The following is a 19,753-nucleotide window of genomic DNA, read 5'->3' on the forward strand; positions in this document are numbered from 1 at the left end:
GTCGGTGCACAGACTCCATGCGCTCGACGCCCTGACCATCGTCGCCACCAAGCCCGTCGGTGTTGCGCCGGCCGACTGGGAGTCGGCCACGGCAACCGCGCTCGACGCCGTCGACGCCGGCATCTTCCGCGTCGACCCACCAGCGCCGGTCGGGCGGCCCGGCGCGGGTCACAGTCATGTGATGCTCGGCGCGGAGCCCCCGCCGCGCGCCGCCGGTTTCGAGACGGCCCAGGCGGACGTGCGCACCGACCGCTGGCTCCGCCACGGTGCCACGCTCACGCCGGACCCCGAGTCCGACGTCACCGCGCTGATCGTCGCCGAGGTCCTCACGACCGATGCGTCGCGCCTCGCCGAGTGGGACGAGTGGTACGACCGCGTCCACCTCCCCGACATGATGTCGTGCGGCGCGTTCGTCGGCGGCACGCGCTGGCGCCGAGCAGACCCGCGCCCCGGTACCGCCAACCATCTGACCGTCTACGAGATCGCAGGGATGGACGTGAGTGAGGCGGTCGAGGCCTCCGCGGCGATCATGCCTGGTCTCATCGATGCCGGCCGCAAACACGAGTGCCACGCCGGTGGGCTCACCCTGGCCCTCACCCGCGTGTGAGGCACCTGCTGATCGCCGTGGTCCTCGTCGCCGCGGCATGCACCGGGGCCGACGAAGCCGCCACCGAAACGACGACGACCACATCCCCGTCGACGACGAGCACCACGACGACTCCCACGACGACGACGCCGAGCCCGACCGTCACGACGACGAGCACGAGCAGCACGACGACCAGCACGACGACCACGACGCTCGCGCCACCGGCGCTGCTCCACGAGGGCACCCCGATGCTGCGCTTCGCCGTCGAGGTCGGTGACGGCGTCACCGACCTGACCCGCGACGATCTGGCGCGCTTCGTCGTCGACACCCTCGGCGACGGGCGCAGTTGGATCGGCCGCGGCGCCGGGTTCGAGCTGGTGGACGACGACGGCGAGTTCACGATCATCGTCGCCCTCCCGGCCGACGTCGATCGGATGTGCGCGCCGCTCGAGACGAACGGGCGGTTCTCCTGTGCCCGCAACGGCTGGATCGCCATCAACTCGCTGCGCTGGTTCGGCGCGACGGACGAGTGGCCCGGCGATCTCGAGACGTACCGGCGCTATCTCGTCAACCACGAGGTCGGGCACTACATCGTCGGTGCCGGTCACGACTCCTGTCCGGGTGCGGGCGAGCCCGCGCCGATCATGATGCAGCAGACGAAGGGACTCGACGGCTGCGAACCCAACGGCTGGGTGCTCACCGACGGCTGACGGTTCACGCTCCGTCCGTCCCGCCCGAGTAGCCGTTTGCCGTCGCCCGTGGCACGCTAACGATCGTTCACTTGTCACGTTCCGGCGAGCGCCGGACAGCGATCACGCCCCAGGAGGGGTTCCACATGAGCAAGCTTCTCGAGGGCAAGGTCGCCCTGATCACCGGCGCCGGCCGCGGCATCGGCCGCGAACACGCCCTGATGATGGCCGAGCACGGTGCGTCCATCGTCGTCAACGACCTCGGCGGCGACATCCACGGCGAGGGGGGCGACGCCACGCCGGCCCAGGAAGTCGTGGCGGAGATCGAGGCGATGGGCGGCAAGGCCGTCGTCAACGGGGGCAACGTCGCCAAGTTCGACGAGGCCAAGGCCATGATCGACCAGGCCGTCGACTCCTTCGGCGACATCAACATCGTCGTGAACAACGCCGGCATCCTGCGTGACCGCATGCTCTTCTCGATGACCGAAGAGGACTGGGACGCCATCATGGCCGTCCACCTCAAGGGCACCTTCGGCCCCGCCCACCACGCGTCGGTGCACTGGCGGGCCAAGGCCAAGGCCGGCGAAGACGTCTACGGCCGCATCATCAACACCGCATCGCCGTCCGGCATCTACGGCAACGTCGGCCAGACCAACTATGGCGCGGCCAAGGCCGGCATCGCCGCCTTCTCGATCATCGCGGCGCAGGAACTCGTCAAGTACGGCGTCACCGTGAACTGTCTCGCGCCGACCGCCGTGTCGCGTCTCACCATCCCGCTCATGGGCGGCGAGGAGAACCTGTCCGACGAGGTCATGGAGGCCATGTCGCCCCGCTGGATCTCGGTGGTCACCACCTGGCTCGCCTCGCCCGAGGCGGCCAACGTCACCGGTCGCGTCTTCGACGTGCGGGGTCCGAAGCTCGGCATCGCCGAGGGCTGGCACCTCGGCCCGGTCGAGACCCAGACCGACGACCCCCAGGACATGGGGCCGGTCATGGAGAAGCTGATGAAGGCCGCTCGCCTCAACGCCAACATGAACGGCACCGACCACGAGGGTCCGGGCTTCCCCGGTCAGGGAATCTGAGGGCTCAGCCTGCGGGCTCGAGGTCGTAGCGGACCTGGCAGACGCCGTGGTTGCAGTAGCCGCCGGGGTTCCGGTGGAGATACTGCTGGTGGTACTCCTCGGCGAAGTAGAAGGTCGGCGCATCCACGACGGTGGTCTCGATCTCACCGAATCCCGCGTCCTTCAACGCCCCCTGGTACCTGGCCTTGCTCGCCTCGGCCGCGGCTCGCTGCTCCTCGTCGAAGACGTAGATCTCGCTGCGGTACTGGGTGCCGATGTCGTTGCCCTGGCGCATGAACTGGGTCGGATCGTGGACCTCCCAGAACACCTTGAGCAGTTCGTCATAGCTCACGACCTCGGGGTCGTAGACGACGAGCACGACCTCGTTGTGACCCGTGCGCCCGGAGCACACCTCCTCGTAGAGCGGGTTGGGCGTGTGCCCACCGGCATAACCGACGGCGGTGGTGTACACGCCGTCGAGCTGCCAGTAGAAGCGCTCGGCGCCCCAGAAGCAGCCGAGGCCGAACACGGCGGTCTTCATCCCGTCGGGGTAGGGGCCGGCGAGCGGCGTGCCGAGCACGAGATGGGCGTCCGGGACGGGCAACGGATCGGGACGACCCGGCAGGGCATCCTCGGGAGCGGGCATCTGCTGCTTGTCACGTCCGAACAACATGGGGACTCCTCGTGCGACGCGAAGGTCGCGATCAACTGGTCGGGAACGACCTTACGCTGACTCAACGCCGACCACAGCCCGTTCGTTCCCGACCACAGACCGTGACAACTGGTCATCTGTTCGCTACTGTGCGTGGTATCCCGCGAGGCGAGTGGGACCATGTTCCGCACATGCGGACCTGCGTTGGAGGACTGAAAATGCGGCGTTTCCTTGCGACCGTGACGATTGCGGCGATCGGTGTCGGCGCTGTGGGTGCCGGGATGGCGCTGGCGGCGGATCTCGACATCGTGCCGGCCGAACCCGAGATCGGCCTGGCCGAGCTCACGATCACCGTGACCGACTTCGCGCCCGACACGGCGATCTACGCGGTTCCCTGTCAGACACCGGCCGAGGGCGAGGAGCTCGATCTGGGCGCGTCGGGTTGCGACATCGCCGAGGTCGAGGTCGCGGTCACCGATGGCGACGGCAACGCCACCATCGTGGTCGCCTGGGAGATCCCCGAGGACGGGATCACGGTCTATGTCGGTGACGAAGCTCGCGAGCACGAGGTCATGCAGGTGGTGACCCCGAAGATGGACGACAGCGAGACGACCGAACCCGAGGTCGAGGTCCTGGGGACCACGGTCGTCGAAGAGGACCTCGCCGACACCGGCCCCCGTGAGGTGATGCTGGCCACGATGCTCGGCACGCTGCTCATCGGCGTCGGCATGGGGTTCCGCCGCGCCGAACGCTGGCAGACCGTCCGCGCCTGATCGACACCGCCTGACCGACTTCACCGGCGTGGCCCGACGCCGCTAGCTTGCGTCGCCGTGACGGACATCCCGACCGGCCCCCGTTCCCTGCCCTCGCAGATGGGCGCACACATGCGACTCGTCGACGGCGAGCCCGAGTGCTGGCTCGAGGTCACCCCGGAGCGCAGCCATCGCGGCATCGCGCTCGGTGCCTGTCTCGTGATGCTCGCCGACGTCGGTGCGGGCTACGCGGCCGAGCTCGCGTCCGAGGACGACTGGAGCTTCACCGTCGACATCGGCGTCCGACGCTCGCCCGGGACGTCGGCCGAGTTCCGGGGCCGTCCGGTCGTGCAGCGCGCCGGTCGGACCGTCTCGATCGACCTGCCGCTGGTGGACGACACGGGCGGGGCCACGGCGACCGCCGTCTCGACGTTCATCCGCCTCCCCCGTCGGCCCCAGGATCCGCCCCGGCCCGACTTCCCGATCGACTCGATGTCGTGGGCGGCCGCGCCCGAGGCGCCCCTCGCCGAGCTGTTGGGCGCCGAGGAGACGTCGCGGGGGCTGACGGTCGAGCTGGGTCCGCAGCTGCTCAACCCGGCCGGCATCCTCCAGGGTGGCGTGTCCGCCCTGCTCGCCGAACTCGCCGCCCTGCGCATCCTGGAGGCCGAGGCAGGCCCGCTCGTCACGACGGGCTTCGACGTCCGCTACGTGACCATGGGCCGCGTCGGCCCCTTCGACGCCGTCGTCGATCCCGTCGGCCCCCACGCCGCCGCCGTGAAGGTCCTCGACCGCGGCGCCGACGACGCCGTGGTCACCCACAACCTCCTCTCCTTCACCGCTTCACCCGGTTCACCTGGGGTCTGACCCCCGCTTCACGCTGTCAGTTGGGGAGCTTGGCGGCCTCGCCGTCGAGGGTGACGGTCGCGGCACCGGCGAAGTCGCGCGACGACCTGCCGACGCGTAGGACGTAGTCGCCGGCGTCCACCCACCAACCCGGCTCCTGGCGATGGAGGCCGTCGCCGTCGGCCGGAACCGGCATTCCCTCCTGGAGCTCGTCCCAGATCGGGTCGCCGACGTCGTAGTACGCGAACGCCCGCGCCTCGAGCTCGATCGTCACCGTCTCGGTCGCGCCCGGTTCGAGGGTCACCTTCCGGAAGCCCTTCAGCTCGCGGACCGGGCGCGCGATCACCGGATCAACCGGCTCGACGTAGACCTGCACGACCTCGGATCCGGCTCGGTCACCCGTGTTGGTGACATCGACCTCGACCGTGATGGTGTCGCCGGGTGCAGCCTGGGCGGCCGCCCGGGGCGCCGACATCGAGAACGTCGTGTAGCCGAGTCCGTAGCCGAACGGCACCGCCGGCTCGATCGCCATCGCGTCGTGGAACCGATGGCCACTGAACACGCCCTCGCCGTAGCGAACGACGCTGTTGTCGCCCGGGTAGTTCGGGTACGCGCCGAAATGCTCGTAGCGCGCCCCGATCGTGGTGGGCGCCCGGCCGGACGGCTCCACGTCGCCAAGCAGCATGTCGACGACCGCGTCGCCGAGCTCCTGGCCACCGAAGCCGACGCTGAGCACCGCCGCCGGATCGTCGATCCAGCTCATGTCGTGCGGCGCGCCGACGTTGAGCACCACGACCGTCTTCGGGTTGGCCGCGCTCACGCGCCGGATGAGCTCCGGCTGGTCACCTGGCAACTCCCACAGCTCGCGGTCGCGACCTTCGGTCTCCCAGTCGTCGTTCGTGCCGACGACCACCACGGCGATGTCGCTCGTCGCCGCCAGCGCCTCCGCCCGGCCGAGCAGGTCCTCCTCGACCATCGCGATCAGGCCGAGCTTGAACCCGGACAGCAGCATGGAGTCACGGCTCGAGTACTCCACCACGACCTCGACCGGCGTGCCGGCCTCCAGTTCGATCGCCGCCGGGATCTCGACCGTGCCCATCCCGAAGTAGTCGCCGCCGCGCTCGTACTCGCCCTCCGTGGCGTCGAGGACGGCCTCGCCGTCGACGAGCACCCGAGCCCGGCCGCACTGGACGAGACGGAACTCGTGGGGGCCGGTGATCGTCGGGACCACCGTCGCTCGCGCGATGAGGGAGTACGCCTCGGCGGACACGCCGGGGGTCGGCGCGCCGAACGCGAGGATCGACAGGTCCCCCGTCTCCCGCTCCGCGAGCACATCGCCCTGATGGAAGTGGCCGTCGTAGTACTCGAGCCGCGCCGTCCCCCGGAGCAGCGGTCGGGCGATCGACGGTGTGGTGCGATCGATGTCGCTGCCCTTCTCCCAGACGACCTCCGCGTGCGGGAGACGCTCGGTGAACGCCTCGAGCGGTGACGTCGCCCGATAGGCGTTCACCTTCGCCGAACCGCCGCCCATCGTCTTCGCGTTGAACGCGCTCGGCCCGATCAGGGCGACCTTCGAGAGTGAGGCAACATCGAGCGGGAGTGTGCCGTCGTTGCGCAACAGCACCGAACCGGCGGCGGCCGCGGCCCGGATCAGCTCGCGATCCTCGGGGCGATCGAGTGTGCCCTCCGTGAAGTCGCCGTCGCCGTCGAGCGCGCCGGTCCGCTCCATGACTCGCAGGACGTCGAGCACGATCGCGTCGAGCGCGTCCTCGGAGACGTCCCCCGCCTCCACGGCCGCCTTCAGGTGGGGGCCGTAGAACCGGCCCTCGCCGGGCATCTCCAGGCTGAGACCGGCGTTCGCCATCTCGGCCGTCGAGCGGGCCGCGAACCAGTCGGTCACGACGAAGCCGTCGAAGCCCCAGTCGTCGCGCAGCACGGTGGTGAGCAGCCACTCGTGTTCGGAGCAGAACGTGCCGTTCAGGCGGTTGTATGCGCTCATGATCCCCCACGCGCCACCGTCCTTCACCGCGTGCTCGAACGGGACGAGGTACATCTCCCGCAGGGTGCGCTCGTCGACGATGGTGTCGATCGAGTTGCGCTCGAACTCCGAATCGTTGGCCACGAAATGCTTCGCCGTGGTGGCGACGCCCTGCGCCTGCACCCCGCGCACGAACGCGGCGGCCAGCCGGCCGGTCAGGATCGGATCCTCGCTGTAGCACTCGAAGTTGCGGCCACCCTTCGGCGAGCGGTGCAGGTTGATCGTGGGTGCGAGCAGGACGCTGGCCCTCTTGGCCGCCGCCTCCTCGCCGAGCAGCGATCCCAGCTTCTCGACCAGATCCGGATCCCAGGTGGACCCGAGCGCCGCGCCCGACGGGATGCACGCCGTCCTGGCCCCAGTGCCCATCAACCCGTCGCCGCGGGCACCGTTGGGACCGTCGGTGACCTTCATCTTCGGGATGCCGAGCTTCTCGTTGGGCCGGGTGTGCCACATGTCGTGACCGGTGACCGCTGCGACCTTGTCGTCGAGGTCCATGTCGGCCAGGAGGGCGTCGATGCGTTCGCTCATCCGCCGAACGTAGTCCGCACCGTCTCGGCGCGACATCTGGTGTCCGACACCGCAACACCTTCCGCACGGTTCAAACCTGACAACTCGTCAGAAACCGTCGGTGGGTCATACGATGAACGGCAGTTCTGGCAACGGAGGAACCCCGAACATGCTCGACGTCATCATCAAGGGCGGCACCGTGGTCGACGGCACCGGCGCCGCCGGTGTCAAAGCCGACATCGGCGTGCGCGACGGGCGCATCGTCGCCGTCGGCGAGGTCACCGAGGACGCCACGGAGACGATCGACGCCACCGGCATGGTCGTCTGCCCCGGCTTCGTCGACCCCCACACCCACTACGACGCCCAGCTCTTCTGGGACCCCCACGCCACGCCCTCCAACCTGTTCGGGGTGACGTCGATGGTCGCCGGCAACTGCGGCTTCACGCTCGCGCCGCTGGGCGACGAGAGCGACGGCGAGTACCTGAAGCACATGATGACGAAGGTCGAGGGCATGGCCCTCGAGGCGCTCGAGATCGGCGTGCCGTGGAACTGGAACAGCTTCGGCGAGTACCTCGATCGCGTCGCCGACTCCGGCACGGCGATCAACGTGGCGTTCATGGTCGGTCACTGCGCCCTGCGCCGCATGGTCATGAAGGACGATTCGGTCGGCCACGAGGCCACGCCCGAGCAGATCGCGGAGATGCGCCAGCTCCTCAAGGAGTCGATCGAGGCCGGCGGGTTCGGCTTCTCGACGGGCCGTTCGTTCACCCACTCCGACGCCGACGGTCAGCCGGTGCCGAGCCGCTGGGCGGCCTGGGACGAGGTGCTCGAACTCTGCGACGAGACCGCCCAGCACGAGGGGACCACGCTCGAATGGGTTGCCGACGGCTGCCTCAGCGGCTTCGACGACAGCGAGGTCGAGCTGATGACCAAGATGTCGGTGACCGCCGACCGGCCCATCAACTGGAATGTCCTCACCATCGACTCCGCCCGTCCGGAGGCCTACCAGAATCAGATCGCCGCCTGCGAGAAGGCGAACGCCGAGGGCGCCCGGGTCGTCGCCCTCACCATGCCGATCCTCGTCGGCATGAACATGAGCCTGCGAACGTTCTGCGCCCTGTTCCAACTGCCGGGGTGGATGGACTACTTCGACATGTCCATCGAGGACCGGATGGAGAAGTTCCGCGACCCGGAGGTCGTGACCTGGCTGGAGAACCAGGCGGCGCGGCCCGAGGCCGGCGTGTTCTCCCGGCTGACCGGCTGGGACAACTACATGGTCGGCGACACGTTCTCCGAGGCCAACGAGGGGCTCAAGGGCCGCACGGTGGGCGACATCGCCCGCGAGCGGGGCAAGCGCGCCTTCCACACGATGGTGGAGATCGCGCTCGAGGACGACCTGAAGACCGTGTGGTGGCCGCTGCCCACCGACGACGACCCCGAGTCGTGGCGACTCCGGGCGCAGGCCTGGGAGCACGACGCGGTGATGATCGGCGGCTCCGACGCCGGTGCCCATCTGGACCGCATGGCCGGGGCGCCGTACACCACGGCGTGGATCCAGGACTGCCTGCACGGCCGCCAGCTGACCTCGATGGAGAACGCGATCCGCCACATGACCGAGGTGCCCGCCCGTCTGTTCGGCTTCACCGAGCGGGGCCGGATCGCCGAGGGGTGGCACGCGGACATCGTCGTGTTCGATCCGGAGACGATCGGTGCGACGGACGTGGAGCTCGTCTTCGACCTGCCGGGCGACTCCAAGCGACTCTGGAGCACCGCCACCGGCATCAAACGCGTCCTCGTGAACGGCGTGGTCGCCGTCGCCGACGGCGAGGCCACCGGCGCGATCCCCGGCAAGGTCCTCCGCTCCGGCATCGACACCGAAACCGTCACCGCTTCACCTGGGGTCTGACCCCCGCTTCACCTCGGCCGTGTGAGTAGGTTCGCGTCATGAGCGAATCCCTCGAACTCGGCTGCTTCTCCGTCTCGCTGCAGGTCCAGGACCTCGACGCGTCCATCGCCTTCTACGAGAAGCTCGGCTTCACCGCGCTCGGCGGCGATGACAGCTACCGCATGCTGGCCAACGGCACGACGGTCATCGGCCTGTTCGCGGGCCACATCGAGGAGACGATCCTCACGTTCAATCCCGGACTCGGTCAGGACTTCGCCCAGACGTCCATCGACCAAGGCGGCGATGCGATGCCCGAGCCGGTCGCCGACTTCACCGACGTCCGGGTGATCGAGAAGCGCCTCGAAGACGCCGGCGTGGCACTCGAGGCCCGGACGGAGTCGGCCGAGGGCCCGGCCCACATCCTCGTGCGCGATCCCGACGGCAACCTCCTCATGTTCGACCAGTTCTTCTGAGAAAGTATTGGGGTCTGACCCCGGCGTACTTTCTCAGAAGCGTTTGGCGAAATCGCCGGAGAACCAGCGCTCGGGGCGGAGGCGGATGAGGAGTTCGTCGTGGGCGCCCTCGCCGCGGGTGGCCTCGATGTACGCCGCGCCGATCTCGTCACCGAGGTAGCGCACGGCCATGGTGGTCGCCTCGGCGACGGTGCCCTCGTCGCGCGCGACGATCGGGCCCTCCACGGAGACGTACTTCGGTGGCATCGACTCGTCCTGCGCGCACAGCGAGATGCGGGTACCGACGTCGCACAGGCGCCCCTTGCGGGAGTCGGCCGGCGTCAGCATGAGGACGTCGCCGTTGTCGTCGACGCGGTACCAGATGGGCACCGTCACCGGCCCCCGTCCCTCCTCGGGAATGGACACGATGCCGGTGTGGAGATCCGCGAGGAACGTCTCGCGCTCCTCCTTCGTCATCACGATCGAGTCGGCCATGTCAGCCTCCGGTCAGCCCGCTCATGTCGAAGTAGTCGCGCCAGCGGGCGATCTTGCCGTCCCGCAGCTCGAACGTGCCCATCACCTCGATCGGGGTCGGGTTTCCCCCGATCACGAAGGTGTCGACCCGCTCGTTGAGCACCAGATCACCGTCGGACACCTCGTTGCGCGTCTCGAACAGGATCGAATCCGCCATCGCCAGGAAGCCCTCGATCGCCTCCCGCACGGCCTCCCGACCCTCGGCCGGCTCCATCGGCATGTTGTGGTACACGATGTCGTCGGTGAAGTGATCCATGATCGCGTCGATGTCCTGGGCGGCCCAGGCATCGGCGAGCGACTGCACGACGGCTCGGTTCTCGGCGGTCATTCGTGGTCCTTTCGGAGGTGGATCTCGTCCTGGGCACCCTAGGTGGGCCGTTCGACCCAGACCACCGGGGGAAGTTGGGTCCTACGGCCCCCTGTCCGCGGCCACGTTCCGCTACACCTCCGGGCGATCCGGTCCGAAGACATGGGGGCCGACAGGTGTCGTCAGCGAGGCGACCGGCCGGAAAGGGATCGGAGGTGGGCTCGATGCGCCAGCATCTGGACCGGCAGAACACGGGCAGCGTCTACCTCGACCGGCCGATCAGTCGCCCCGATCGACGGCCCACGAAGGGTCGGCGTCTCAGCCGGAGTTTCACCGCCAGCCTCTGCCTGCTCGTCGGGCTCACCTCGCTCGGATTGGCCGGCCTCGTCGCCGGACTCCGCACGTTCGTGTTCGACTCCGACCCGCTCGTGGCCGCGTTGGAGGAGACGCTGGACGACCCGGCGGCCCGGGCGGAACTCGAAGCGCAGGTCGCCGCCGGCATCGAAGAGGGCCTCGTCGGTCAGGACCTCACCGCGATCGCCGCTGTCTACGACCTCGACGTGGTCGCCGAAGCGAACCGCATCGCGCTGACCGTGCTCGACGACCCGACCGTGCGGACCGAGCTGCAGGCCCTCGTCGAGGAAGCCCATGGGCGCGTGCTCATCGAGTCGACCGACGCCGACCTCGACCTCCAACCGATCTCCCTCGCCGTGCTCGCCGTCGTCGAGCGGGAGTCGCCCCGCCTCGGCGCGATCATCCCACCGGATGCGACGCTCTGGATGATCGACGCCTCGGCGTTCCCCGATTTCAGCTGGGCGGCTGCGCTCGCCGACCGTGTCCAGTTCTCACTGCTCCTCGGCACCCTTCTGCTACCGCTCGGCGTCGCCGTGCACCCCCATCGGCATCGCGCCGCCGCGTGGATCGGCCGATCGCTGCTCATCGGCGGCCTCGTGGGCGCACTCATCGCGGTCGGCGGGCCCTACGTCGCCGGCAGTCTGTCCGGCTACCGCACCGTGGAGATCGGCGTGCGGGCGATGACCATCAGGCTTCTCGCCCCGGCCGCGATCGTCGGCCTGGTCGGCATGGGCCTCGTGTCGCTCGCAGCCGTCCTCAAGCATCGCGAGAAGGCCCGGATCGCCGACGAGGGCGCCGCCGCGGCGTTTGGCTACAACGAGCCGCCGCTGTGGCACCAGCCGGCGAAGCCGACGCTCGATCTCGCCCAACGCGGGCTCGTCGACGTGAACCATCCGCTGACGAACATCTGACCGTCGCGTCAGGCGAGCCCCGTCAGGCGCCTCGCCGGGCCTCGGCCGCGGCGTGCGCCGCGAAGATCACCCGGGCGGAACGCGTGCCGCCGACCGTGCCGTCCTGCATCCGGTTCATCACGTAGACGACCGTCATCTCGTTTTCCACGTCGACGACCGCGAACGATCCGCCCCAGCCGGCCCAGAACAGGGTGCGGTCGTTGACGCCCATCGGCATGCCTTCCGACGGCAGCCCGAACCCGATGCCGAACCTCGTCGGCAGCCCGAGGACGAGATCGGTGCCGTCCGCTTGCACCTCGAAGCAGCGCTCGATCGTCGCCGGCGAGAGCAGGCGATGGCCGTCGACCACGCCGCCCCGGGCGAGGCACGACACGATGCGGGCGACGGACCGGGCGTTGCCGTGTCCGTTGCTCGCCGGCTGCTCGAAGCGGCGCCAGCGATCCGAGTTGACCATGGACGCGTGGGACGGCTCCCCGCGGCCGACCCTCGCCGCGAATCCGTCGCCGGCGGGAACGGACACGTCGATCTCGTCCGTACGCATCTCGGCGATCCGGGGGAACGCGGCGTCGGGGGTGCCGATGTGGAAGTCGGCGTCGAGCGGGCCGGCGATCTCGTCGCGAAAGAACGTGCCGAGCGAGCGGCCGTCGACCCGGCGGACGATCTCCCCGAGCAGTGGGCCCTGGGTCGACGAGTGGTACCCGGACGCCGTGCCCGGCTCCCACCAGGGCGCCTGGCCGGCCAGCCGTTCGACACAGAACGGCGTGTCGTAGATCTGCTCCTCGGTGATCGGCTCGTCGTAGCCGGCGACTCCCGCGGTGTGGCTGAGGACGTGCTTCACGAGCACGCCCTCCTTCCCGTTGGCCCCGAACTCGGGCCAATACGTGGCGACGGGTTCGTCCACCGAGAGCCCGCCGCGGTCGTGGAGCACGAGGACGCAGAGCGCCGCCATCATCTTCGTGGTCGACCAGACGTTGACGATCGTGTCGCGTTCCCAGGGTTGCGTCGCCGCGAGGTCACGGTGTCCGCCCCACAGGTCGACGACGATCTCGTCACCGGCGATCACGCACGCAGAGGCACCGAGGTCACCCTCGGCGAAGTTCTTCGCGAAACCGTCGCGCACGCCCGCCCACACCGGATCGCAGTGCCCGTGGATCTCGGTCATGTCGTCTCCTCGTTCGCCAGCAGGTCGCGATCGCGGACCAGTTCCTGCGCGTGGACGGTGCGTCCCCGGAACGCGGCGGCGTCCGGGTGAGTGCACACCCAGGCGATGGCCGCACCGATCCCGGCCGGCGTGCCGGGGGTGAAGTTGTTCTCGTACTGCTTCGCCCGGCCGGACGCGATCTGTCGTTCGGTCGGCACGTGCCCGGGATCGATGTTGAACGCCTGGATGCCGTCGTCGCGGTGCTCGACCTCGAGGAGGGGCGCGACCCGCTCGAAGGCGGCCTTCGTCATCGCGTACCCCATCCCCCATCCGCCCTGACCGATCCGGTTCGTCGGCGTCGCCCGGGCGGTCGCCGAGATGATGTTGACGATCGTGCCGCCACCGGCCTCGACCATGCCGGGGAGCACCGCTCGCACGACGGCGAGCTGGGCGAAGAGGTTGCCCTCGAACAGGTTCGCGAGCATGTCGTCGGTGAGATCGAGGAACTCGATCATCGCGCCGGGACCCTGGTAGATCGCGTTGTTGACGACCACGTCGAGCGGGCCGAGCTCGGCGTGCGCGGTGGCGACCGCGGCGACGACCGAGGACCGGTCGAGCAGGTCCATGAAGACGGGCACGGCTCGCCCGCCGGCCGCCTCGATCGCGGCCGCGGTGGTGTCGAGCCCGCCGGGCACGACCACCGATTCGTCGCCCTCGAGCCGTCGGTCGCCGTCCACCATCGTCCGGGCCGAGATCGCGACGTCGAACCCGGCACCCGCCAGCGCGATGGCCGTGGCCTTGCCGATGCCCCGGCTCGCGCCGGTCACCAGAGCGGTGGGTCGTGTCATCTCGCCCGACGCTAGGCGCGGGTCACACGTCGATGCGATCCTCGGGAGCCTTGTGGAGCTCGTAGGCCGCGTGCAGAGCGGCGACGGCGTCCTCCGCCTGCGCCTCGCGCACCACGCACGAGATGCGGATCGCCGAGGTGGAGATCATCTCGATGTTGATGTCGTGGCCGGACAGCGTCTCGAACATCGTCGCTGCGACACCCGGGTTGGTCTGCATGCCGGCGCCGATGAGGCTCACCCGGGCGATGTCGCCGTCCGCGATCACGGCGTCCGCGCCCAGCTGGTCGGTGATGGAGGTCACCGCGTCCTCGGCGACCTGGACCTGCTCGTGGGGCAGCGTGAAGCTGATGTCGGTACGCCCCTCCGCCGAGACGTTCTGCACGATCATGTCGACGTTGACCTCCGCATCGGCGAGCCGCCGGAAGAGCAGCGCGGCGACGCCGGGGCGATCGCTCACCCCCGAGACGGTCATCTTCGCCTCGGACGTGTCGTGGGTGATCGCCGAGATGATGGCGCGTTCCATGGAGGCCTCCTCGGTGACCCAGGTTCCCGGCACCCAGGAGAACGCACTGCGGACGTGCAGCGTGACTCCGTAGGACCGGGCGAGCTCGACCGACCGCATGGCCGGCTTCGGACAACCGGTGGCGGTCATCTCGAGCAGTTCGTCGAATGAGATGTGATCCATCTTGCGGGCGTCGGGCACGAGCCGGGGATCGGTCGTGAACACGCCGGGCACGTCGGTGTAGAGCTCGCAGGCGTCCGCCCCCAGCGCATGGGCCAGCGCGACCGCCGTGGTGTCCGATCCGCCCCGGCCGAAGAACGTGACGTCGTTGTCGGTCGACACGCCCTGGGATCCGCCGACCACCGGCACCTTGCCGGCGTCGAGCGCGTCGCGGATTCGATACGGGTTGACGTCCAGGATCTTGGCGTTGCGGTGCGAGGTGTCGGTCTTGAATCCGGCCTGGCTGCCCGTGAAGGACGCGCTCTCGATCCCGCGGTCGTGCAAGGCCATCGAGACGAGGGCGCAGGCCTTGCGCTCGCCGCCGGTGATCAGCATGTCCATCTCCCGCCCCGGCTTCGACGTGGACACCTGCTCGGCGAGCAGCAGCAGCTCGTCGGTCTCCTTGCCCATCGCGGACACGACGAGCACGACCTCGTCGCCCCGACGCCGACAGCGCGCGACATGATCGGCCACCTCGCGGATGCGATCCGGATCACCGACCGAGGTGCCACCGAACTTCTGGACGTACAGGGCCACGGCAAAAGGGTACCGGTGCGCCCGCCGGACCCCCGCGGACTTCAGCGAGAAACGAACATCTCGACGCTGCGGGAGCCGTCGACGCGCAGGCCGCCCACGATCAGATCGGGATGGACGTCGTCGACCGCGACTCCGGGAGGAAGATCGACCAGCAGCGCCCGCCGCCGCGGCTCCTCGAACAACGCCACGACCGGTGCGGTGAGGTCGAGTCGGGCCGCGTCGAACGCGTCGCGGAAGTCGAGCGGGAGCTCGTGGACGAGCAGGCGTTCGCCCGCCGGCCACGCCGCGACCCGGACCCACTGCGGCTTGTCCTGCCGATTGCGCAGGCCGGCATCGCGGATCCGGCGTACGAGCGTGCGACTGTCGACCACGACGGCACCGAGATCGACGGCGCGACCCCGGTCGATCACGTCGACGTCGTAGTGGTCTCCCTGGAAACCGAGTCGACGCTTGCCGAGACCACGGGCGAACTCGTGCAGTTCGGCGTAGGACGCATCGCTCACGAGGTGGGCCCAGCGGGTCCCCCGCCAGTGCCATCGCGCCTCGTCCACCAGGATCGCCACACGGGCACCGTACCGGCGCCGTCCGGCGTCGGGTCCGTGAAAGACTCTCGCTCGTGGTCGATGCGGACGCGAGCGAGATCCTGCTGCGGGTGCCGGCGCGCGCGCCCTACGCCCGGATCGTCCGGGTCGGCGCGGCTGCGCTCGCCCTCCGTCAGGGCATGGGATTCGGCGAGATCGACGATCTCCGCCTCGCCATCGACGAGGCGATGATCGTCCTGCTCGACGGGTTGGATGACGACACCGAGTCGCCCGAGGTCGACATCGACGTGGTGTTCCGCGTCGACGACGGCCGGTTCGAGCTCGAGGCCACCCGCGGCACCACGGGCGTCGTCAGCGAGGCGGCCGTGCACCGATTCGATGCGATCGCCGGCGGGCTCGTCGACGACTACGACATCGACCCCGAACACGGCTGGCTGCGGCTCTGCAAGACGCCCACCCCGACCACCGACGACGACTGACGGCGCGGCGGCGCTCACGGCGATCGCCTAGCGGCCGCTGGACCCGAACCCGGTCTCGCCTCGCTCCGTGTCGTCCAGCACCTCGACTTCGACGAAGGCGACATCGGCCACCGCCTGCACGACGAGCTGCGCGATGCGCTCCCCCCGCATGATCTCGAACGGCGTGTCCGGGTCGAGGTTGACCAGGCACACCTTCAGCTCCCCGCGATAGCCGCTGTCGACCAGGCCGGGCGTGTTGAGCACGGTCACCCCGTGCTTCGCGGCGAGACCGCTGCGCGGCTGCACGAACCCGGCGTAGCCCTCCGGCAGCGCGATCGCGATGCCGGTCGGCACGACGGCCCGACCACCGCCGGGGGCGAGCACCACGGTCTCCCGCGCAACCAGATCGACACCGGCGTCGCCGGACTTCGCGTAGGCCGGCAGCGGAAGCTCGGGGTCGAGACGCAGGACGGGCAGGTCGATCACGGCCGCACCCTAGCGAGCCAACGGTCGGGCCGGCTCGCCGTCTACCCTGGCCCGATGCTCGCCTGGATGGATCTCGAGATGACGGGGCTCGACCCCGACCGCCACACGATCGTCGAGATCGCCACGCTGCTGACCGACGACGATCTCGACATCGTCGCGGAGGGCCCCGACCTGATCGTCCACGCGACCGCGGACGAGCTCGCCCACATGGACGACTTCGTCACCGACATGCACACCCGTAGCGGTCTCCTCGAGGAGATCACCGCCTCCACGATCAGCCTCGAAGAAGCCGGGGCGCAGACCCTCGCCTTTCTCCGCGAGCACATCGACGAGCCCCGCAGCGTGCCGCTGTGCGGCAACTCGATCGGCACGGATCGCCGCTTCCTCGCGAAGCAACTCCCCGATGTCGAGGAGTTCCTGCACTACCGGTCCGTCGACGTGTCGACGCTCAAGGAACTCGCCCGGCGCTGGCATCCCGAGGCGTTCGCGTCGGCCCCCAAGAAGGCGGCGGGCCATCGGGCGCTCGACGACATCCGCGAGAGCCTCGACGAGCTCCGTCACTATCGCGCCGCCCTTTTCGTGAGTTCCGCGTCATCCCAATAGGGTGCCCGGGTGCCCGAACCCGTGTACCGCAAACAAGAACAGGAACCCGCCTCCGAGGAGGTGACCGAAGTCGCGCCCGGCATCCTGCGCATGCAGCTGCCGATCTCGATGCCCGGGCTCGGTCACGTCAACACCTACGCCCTGGAGGACGAGCACGGATTCGCCCTGGTCGACCCGGGCCTCCCCGGTCCGGAGTCGTGGGAGGCGCTGATGCGGCGGCTGAAGACGGCGGGGATCCCGCTGGCGCGGGTCCACACGGCGATCGTCACCCACTCGCACCCGGACCACTTCGGGGGCGCGGACCAGCTCCACGAGGACGCCGGCGCCGAGGTGTTGACCCACGAGTCCTTCCGCTCGATGGTCACCGAAGCCAACGACGACATCGACATGGATCTCCTGGACGCCAGCGAGGACGAACTGCTCGAGATCTGGAAGCGTCGCTTCGAGGAGTTCGAGCCGACGCCGTGGGGCACCCGCCGCGAGCCGCCGCCCGACGAGGCGATCCGCCGGTGGATCGTCATGGGCGAGGGGGGCCACAAGCGCTTCCGCGGGCCCGAGCCGACCGTACGCGTCGCGGACGACGAGGCCGTGCGCCTGGCCGGACGGGACTGGTTCGCGGTCCACACCCCGGGTCACACCATCGACCATCTCTGCCTCTGGGACCCGGAGCACGGTGTCCTCCTGGCCGGCGACCACGTCCTGCCGACCATCACGCCCCACATCGCCGGATCGACCGAGGTCGACGACCCGCTCGCCACGTTCTTCGCGTCACTCGACAAGGTCGCGGCGCTGCCGGGGCTCACCTGTGCGCTCCCTGCCCACGGCCATCCGTTCGAGGACCTCGCCGGGCGCTGCACCCACATCCGCGAGCACCACGACGATCGCCTGCAGATCCTGCGCGACGCCGCGGAGGACAACATCGACGCGCCGGTCCAGGCGTGGATGAAGGTGCTGTTCAAGGAGCGGTCGTGGGGGGAGATGGCGGCGTCGGAGACCTACGCCCATCTCGAGCATCTGCGGGTGATCGGCGAGGCGGCCACGCGACGCGACGACGACGGCCTCCTGCGCTTCACGCTCCCTGCTGCCTAGAGGGGGCGGACGCGAGCGACGCTCCCGGCGACACCGTCGGTCGTGAGCCATGTGTCGACACCGCCGTCGACCGGCTGCCAACGCAACCGGACCTCCGTCCCGCGCTCCACCCCCGGGCCGTGTTCGAGTTCGGCACGACACGCCTCCCGATCGACGCCGGCGCGGTCGAGTGCCTCCTCGACCGCCATCCACTGGGCCGCGTTGTTGACGTGGCCGAGGACGTCGAGATCGGCGAAACGGACGGGCCACGGATCGTCGTGCACGCCCTCGGGCCAGGCGGACGGCAGGGTCGTGCGGGCGGAGATCTGGCGTTGACCGGCGCTGGCCCCCCACGTGTCGAAGAACGCCTCGGGCAACTTGGCCGGCCGGCCGGTCTCACCGTCGACGTGGACCCAGACGGTGCACCCCTCGGCATGGGCGCCCTGATCGCCCCGCAGCTGCGTGCGCCGCTCCGCCCAGCGTCCGCCGTAGCCGCTGCACCAGGTGGCCAGGTCCACCCACTCCTCGAACACGGGGGCACGGTGCACCTCGACGAGCGTGCGTCGCACGACCCAGTTGTTCGGATTCGCCATCGTGCTGTCGGCGGCGTCGTCGCGGGCGATGTCCTGGAGATGGCGCACGAGCGCGTCCAGGCGGCACCGGCCGGTGGGGTCGACATCGGCCAGCCGGATCCGGCGACCCGTCTCGAAGACGCGCCCGTTCGTCGGCCGTTCGGTGATTTCTGCCGCACCCGGTTCAGCCATCGCCCGGCACCGTAGTTCCCTGCAATTGGAAGGGAAAACCACCCTGTCGGCGACCGCGGGAACGCGATCGGGTCGAAAAGCCGGAGAAAATGCCGATTAATCAGTTGACGGCCGCGGGATAGTCCGCGACCGTGGCAGCCGCCGGAAGGACCGGCCGCGATCAGGAGTCGTCATGGACACGATCATGTGCAACGAGCATTTCAACGGCATGGCCGTCGATGCGCGCACGCGTGTGTATGCGACGACCGGTCTTGCCATTGCGACCTCGTGGGCCTTTGTCACGAAGCCGTCTGGCAACCAGCGGCCCTCTGGCGCTCCTCCCGGGTGAAACCCACCCCAAAAAGGGAGAACCGCACCGAGGCCGCCAGACATCTGGCGGTCTTTCTGCTTTTCGGCCCGGATGCACACGCCGAGCCCCGACCTGACCGCCGAGACAACAACAACCACCGCCACAACAACAAGACAACAACTGACAACCCGGAAGGAGACGAGGTCATGGGACCCCTCGTCGACATCACGACCACCACCCTCGAGACGACCAGTCTCACCAATGAGGACCTCGCCATGGAACACCACATGCGACACGACACGAACGACTGGGAGGCCCTCGCGGCCTGCCGATCGGTCGACAACGCCGCTGACCTGTTCTTCAGCGAGGACATCGGTGAGATCGCCGCCGCGAAGCGCGTCTGCGCCGAGTGCCCGGTGCTCGCACCGTGCCTCGAGGGGGCCCTGGACCGGCGTGAGCCCTGGGGTGTCTGGGGCGGTCAGCTCTTCATGAACGGCAAGATGCTGACCATCAAGCGTCGTCGGGGCCGGCCGCCGAAGGTGGCTCGTCCCGAGGACCAGATGCCGGTCGTGCCGGTCCCGGCCCACCTGGTCGCCCAGGCCGAGCCGCTGACCGCCTGACCGGGGCCTCCTCCCCCTTCGGTGACCTCCCCCAGGCCCGGGCAACGGCTTCACGCGAGCCCCGGCTTCGTCACCGACACGACGCCCTGGGGTGGGACACGGACT

23 protein-coding genes are annotated in these 19,753 nt (G+C 69.5%); 13 read left to right on the top strand and 10 right to left on the bottom strand.

Translation table 11 applies throughout. From position 1 onward, the window contains the following. Window positions 1-4: 4 nt before the first annotated feature. The 3 genes from R8F63_15345 to R8F63_15355 all read left to right on the top strand — a co-directional run bounded on the left by R8F63_15345 (window position 5) and on the right by R8F63_15355 (window position 2,357). Window positions 5-607: a hypothetical protein gene (locus tag R8F63_15345; protein MDW3219988.1), complete on the top strand. Its 603-nt coding sequence runs from the start codon at window positions 5-7 to the stop codon at window positions 605-607. Beyond that, window positions 604-1,296, top strand: a complete 693-nt coding sequence (locus R8F63_15350) for a DUF3152 domain-containing protein (protein MDW3219989.1) — start codon at window positions 604-606, stop codon at window positions 1,294-1,296. The genes R8F63_15345 and R8F63_15350 overlap by 4 nt, the downstream gene beginning before the upstream one ends. Window positions 1,297-1,421: 125 nt before the next feature. Then, entirely contained in the window at window positions 1,422-2,357 is a 936-nt protein-coding gene (locus R8F63_15355; GenBank protein ID MDW3219990.1) for an SDR family NAD(P)-dependent oxidoreductase, read from the top strand. Between the two features lie 4 nt (window positions 2,358-2,361). On the opposite strand, the gene msrA is transcribed toward R8F63_15355, so the two are convergent. Then, window positions 2,362-3,009, bottom strand: coding sequence for a peptide-methionine (S)-S-oxide reductase MsrA (msrA, locus tag R8F63_15360; protein MDW3219991.1), 648 nt, complete (start codon window positions 3,007-3,009; stop codon window positions 2,362-2,364). 197 nt (window positions 3,010-3,206) lie between these two features. Here msrA and R8F63_15365 point away from each other — a divergent pair, with 197 nt between their 5' ends. Continuing rightward, a complete protein-coding gene (locus tag R8F63_15365; protein ID MDW3219992.1) occupies window positions 3,207-3,761 on the top strand; it encodes a hypothetical protein in 555 nt (184 codons plus the stop codon). Window positions 3,762-3,818: 57 nt separating this feature from the next. Further along, entirely contained in the window at window positions 3,819-4,604 is a 786-nt protein-coding gene (locus tag R8F63_15370) for a hypothetical protein (GenBank protein ID MDW3219993.1), read from the top strand. Window positions 4,605-4,620: 16 nt separating this feature from the next. Here the strand turns inward: R8F63_15370 and R8F63_15375 are convergent, their stop codons facing one another. Further along, window positions 4,621-7,149, bottom strand: coding sequence for a glycoside hydrolase family 3 N-terminal domain-containing protein (locus tag R8F63_15375; GenBank protein MDW3219994.1), 2,529 nt, complete (start codon window positions 7,147-7,149; stop codon window positions 4,621-4,623). A 112-nt stretch (window positions 7,150-7,261) separates the two neighbouring features. On the opposite strand from R8F63_15375, the gene R8F63_15380 reads away from it, so the two are divergent. Together R8F63_15380 and R8F63_15385 are read left to right on the top strand one after the other, a co-directional pair. Next, entirely contained in the window at window positions 7,262-9,034 is a 1,773-nt protein-coding gene (locus tag R8F63_15380) for an amidohydrolase family protein (protein ID MDW3219995.1), read from the top strand. A 38-nt stretch (window positions 9,035-9,072) separates the two neighbouring features. After that, entirely contained in the window at window positions 9,073-9,486 is a 414-nt protein-coding gene (locus R8F63_15385; protein ID MDW3219996.1) for a VOC family protein, read from the top strand. Between the two features lie 33 nt (window positions 9,487-9,519). Here R8F63_15385 and R8F63_15390 read toward each other — a convergent pair whose 3' ends face one another. Together R8F63_15390 and R8F63_15395 are read right to left on the bottom strand one after the other, a co-directional pair. Next, window positions 9,520-9,960 (bottom strand): hypothetical protein, encoded by a 441-nt coding sequence (locus tag R8F63_15390; GenBank protein MDW3219997.1) that lies wholly within the window; start codon window positions 9,958-9,960, stop codon window positions 9,520-9,522. Window position 9,961: 1 nt separating this feature from the next. Continuing rightward, window positions 9,962-10,327, bottom strand: a complete 366-nt coding sequence (locus tag R8F63_15395; protein ID MDW3219998.1) for a nuclear transport factor 2 family protein — start codon at window positions 10,325-10,327, stop codon at window positions 9,962-9,964. A gap of 203 nt (window positions 10,328-10,530) precedes the next feature. Between R8F63_15395 and R8F63_15400 the strand changes: the two genes are divergently transcribed. Then, entirely contained in the window at window positions 10,531-11,571 is a 1,041-nt protein-coding gene (locus tag R8F63_15400; GenBank protein MDW3219999.1) for a hypothetical protein, read from the top strand. Window positions 11,572-11,593: 22 nt separating this feature from the next. Here R8F63_15400 and R8F63_15405 read toward each other — a convergent pair whose 3' ends face one another. Genes R8F63_15405 through R8F63_15420 form a run of 4 tightly spaced genes read right to left on the bottom strand, consistent with a single transcriptional unit; the run spans window position 11,594 to window position 15,381 of the window. After that, window positions 11,594-12,733, bottom strand: a complete 1,140-nt coding sequence (locus R8F63_15405; protein ID MDW3220000.1) for a serine hydrolase domain-containing protein — start codon at window positions 12,731-12,733, stop codon at window positions 11,594-11,596. After that, entirely contained in the window at window positions 12,730-13,560 is an 831-nt protein-coding gene (locus R8F63_15410; GenBank protein MDW3220001.1) for an SDR family oxidoreductase, read from the bottom strand. The genes R8F63_15405 and R8F63_15410 overlap by 4 nt, the downstream gene beginning before the upstream one ends. A gap of 22 nt (window positions 13,561-13,582) precedes the next feature. Further along, the gene (locus R8F63_15415; GenBank protein ID MDW3220002.1) at window positions 13,583-14,818 is read right to left on the bottom strand and encodes an aspartate kinase; all 1,236 of its coding nucleotides are present in this window, start codon (window positions 14,816-14,818) and stop codon (window positions 13,583-13,585) included. Window positions 14,819-14,859: 41 nt separating this feature from the next. After that, window positions 14,860-15,381: a DUF4031 domain-containing protein gene (locus tag R8F63_15420; GenBank protein MDW3220003.1), complete on the bottom strand. Its 522-nt coding sequence runs from the start codon at window positions 15,379-15,381 to the stop codon at window positions 14,860-14,862. A 53-nt stretch (window positions 15,382-15,434) separates the two neighbouring features. Here R8F63_15420 and R8F63_15425 point away from each other — a divergent pair, with 53 nt between their 5' ends. Continuing rightward, a complete protein-coding gene (locus tag R8F63_15425) occupies window positions 15,435-15,839 on the top strand; it encodes a hypothetical protein (GenBank protein MDW3220004.1) in 405 nt (134 codons plus the stop codon). Window positions 15,840-15,866: 27 nt separating this feature from the next. Here R8F63_15425 and dut read toward each other — a convergent pair whose 3' ends face one another. Then, complete coding sequence (dut, locus tag R8F63_15430) at window positions 15,867-16,304, bottom strand: dUTP diphosphatase (GenBank protein MDW3220005.1); 438 nt, start codon at window positions 16,302-16,304, stop codon at window positions 15,867-15,869. Between the two features lie 54 nt (window positions 16,305-16,358). Between dut and orn the strand changes: the two genes are divergently transcribed. Together orn and R8F63_15440 are read left to right on the top strand one after the other, a co-directional pair. After that, a complete protein-coding gene (orn, locus tag R8F63_15435) occupies window positions 16,359-16,907 on the top strand; it encodes an oligoribonuclease (GenBank protein MDW3220006.1) in 549 nt (182 codons plus the stop codon). Between the two features lie 9 nt (window positions 16,908-16,916). Continuing rightward, the gene (locus tag R8F63_15440; protein MDW3220007.1) at window positions 16,917-17,996 is read left to right on the top strand and encodes an MBL fold metallo-hydrolase; all 1,080 of its coding nucleotides are present in this window, start codon (window positions 16,917-16,919) and stop codon (window positions 17,994-17,996) included. Here R8F63_15440 and R8F63_15445 read toward each other — a convergent pair. Then, window positions 17,993-18,739 (bottom strand): thioesterase, encoded by a 747-nt coding sequence (locus R8F63_15445; protein MDW3220008.1) that lies wholly within the window; start codon window positions 18,737-18,739, stop codon window positions 17,993-17,995. The genes R8F63_15440 and R8F63_15445 overlap by 4 nt on opposite strands. Window positions 18,740-18,911: 172 nt before the next feature. Here R8F63_15445 and R8F63_15450 point away from each other — a divergent pair, with 172 nt between their 5' ends. Together R8F63_15450 and R8F63_15455 are read left to right on the top strand one after the other, a co-directional pair. After that, a complete protein-coding gene (locus tag R8F63_15450; GenBank protein ID MDW3220009.1) occupies window positions 18,912-19,067 on the top strand; it encodes a hypothetical protein in 156 nt (51 codons plus the stop codon). A gap of 167 nt (window positions 19,068-19,234) precedes the next feature. Continuing rightward, a complete protein-coding gene (locus R8F63_15455) occupies window positions 19,235-19,648 on the top strand; it encodes a WhiB family transcriptional regulator (GenBank protein MDW3220010.1) in 414 nt (137 codons plus the stop codon). Window positions 19,649-19,753 lie beyond the last annotated feature (105 nt).

The sequence above is a fragment of the Acidimicrobiales bacterium genome, from assembly GCA_033344915.1.
Classification (GTDB): domain Bacteria; phylum Actinomycetota; class Acidimicrobiia; order Acidimicrobiales; family Aldehydirespiratoraceae; genus JAJRXC01.

What these genes read in the sequence shown, in the direction of transcription:
- R8F63_15355 (MDW3219990.1), top strand. Translation starts at nt 1,422, where the DNA reads ATGAGCAAGCTTCTCGAGGGCAAGGTCGCCCTGATCACCGGCGCCGGC.
- msrA (MDW3219991.1), bottom strand. Translation starts at nt 3,009, where the DNA reads ATGTTGTTCGGACGTGACAAGCAGCAGATGCCCGCTCCCGAGGATGCC.
- R8F63_15365 (MDW3219992.1), top strand. Translation starts at nt 3,207, where the DNA reads ATGCGGCGTTTCCTTGCGACCGTGACGATTGCGGCGATCGGTGTCGGC.
- R8F63_15375 (MDW3219994.1), bottom strand. Translation starts at nt 7,149, where the DNA reads ATGAGCGAACGCATCGACGCCCTCCTGGCCGACATGGACCTCGACGAC.
- R8F63_15380 (MDW3219995.1), top strand. Translation starts at nt 7,262, where the DNA reads ATGAACGGCAGTTCTGGCAACGGAGGAACCCCGAACATGCTCGACGTC.
- R8F63_15385 (MDW3219996.1), top strand. Translation starts at nt 9,073, where the DNA reads ATGAGCGAATCCCTCGAACTCGGCTGCTTCTCCGTCTCGCTGCAGGTC.
- R8F63_15390 (MDW3219997.1), bottom strand. Translation starts at nt 9,960, where the DNA reads ATGGCCGACTCGATCGTGATGACGAAGGAGGAGCGCGAGACGTTCCTC.
- R8F63_15395 (MDW3219998.1), bottom strand. Translation starts at nt 10,327, where the DNA reads ATGACCGCCGAGAACCGAGCCGTCGTGCAGTCGCTCGCCGATGCCTGG.
- R8F63_15400 (MDW3219999.1), top strand. Translation starts at nt 10,531, where the DNA reads ATGCGCCAGCATCTGGACCGGCAGAACACGGGCAGCGTCTACCTCGAC.
- R8F63_15405 (MDW3220000.1), bottom strand. Translation starts at nt 12,733, where the DNA reads ATGACCGAGATCCACGGGCACTGCGATCCGGTGTGGGCGGGCGTGCGC.
- R8F63_15410 (MDW3220001.1), bottom strand. Translation starts at nt 13,560, where the DNA reads ATGACACGACCCACCGCTCTGGTGACCGGCGCGAGCCGGGGCATCGGC.
- orn (MDW3220006.1), top strand. Translation starts at nt 16,359, where the DNA reads ATGCTCGCCTGGATGGATCTCGAGATGACGGGGCTCGACCCCGACCGC.
- R8F63_15445 (MDW3220008.1), bottom strand. Translation starts at nt 18,739, where the DNA reads ATGGCTGAACCGGGTGCGGCAGAAATCACCGAACGGCCGACGAACGGG.
- R8F63_15450 (MDW3220009.1), top strand. Translation starts at nt 18,912, where the DNA reads ATGGACACGATCATGTGCAACGAGCATTTCAACGGCATGGCCGTCGAT.
- R8F63_15455 (MDW3220010.1), top strand. Translation starts at nt 19,235, where the DNA reads ATGGGACCCCTCGTCGACATCACGACCACCACCCTCGAGACGACCAGT.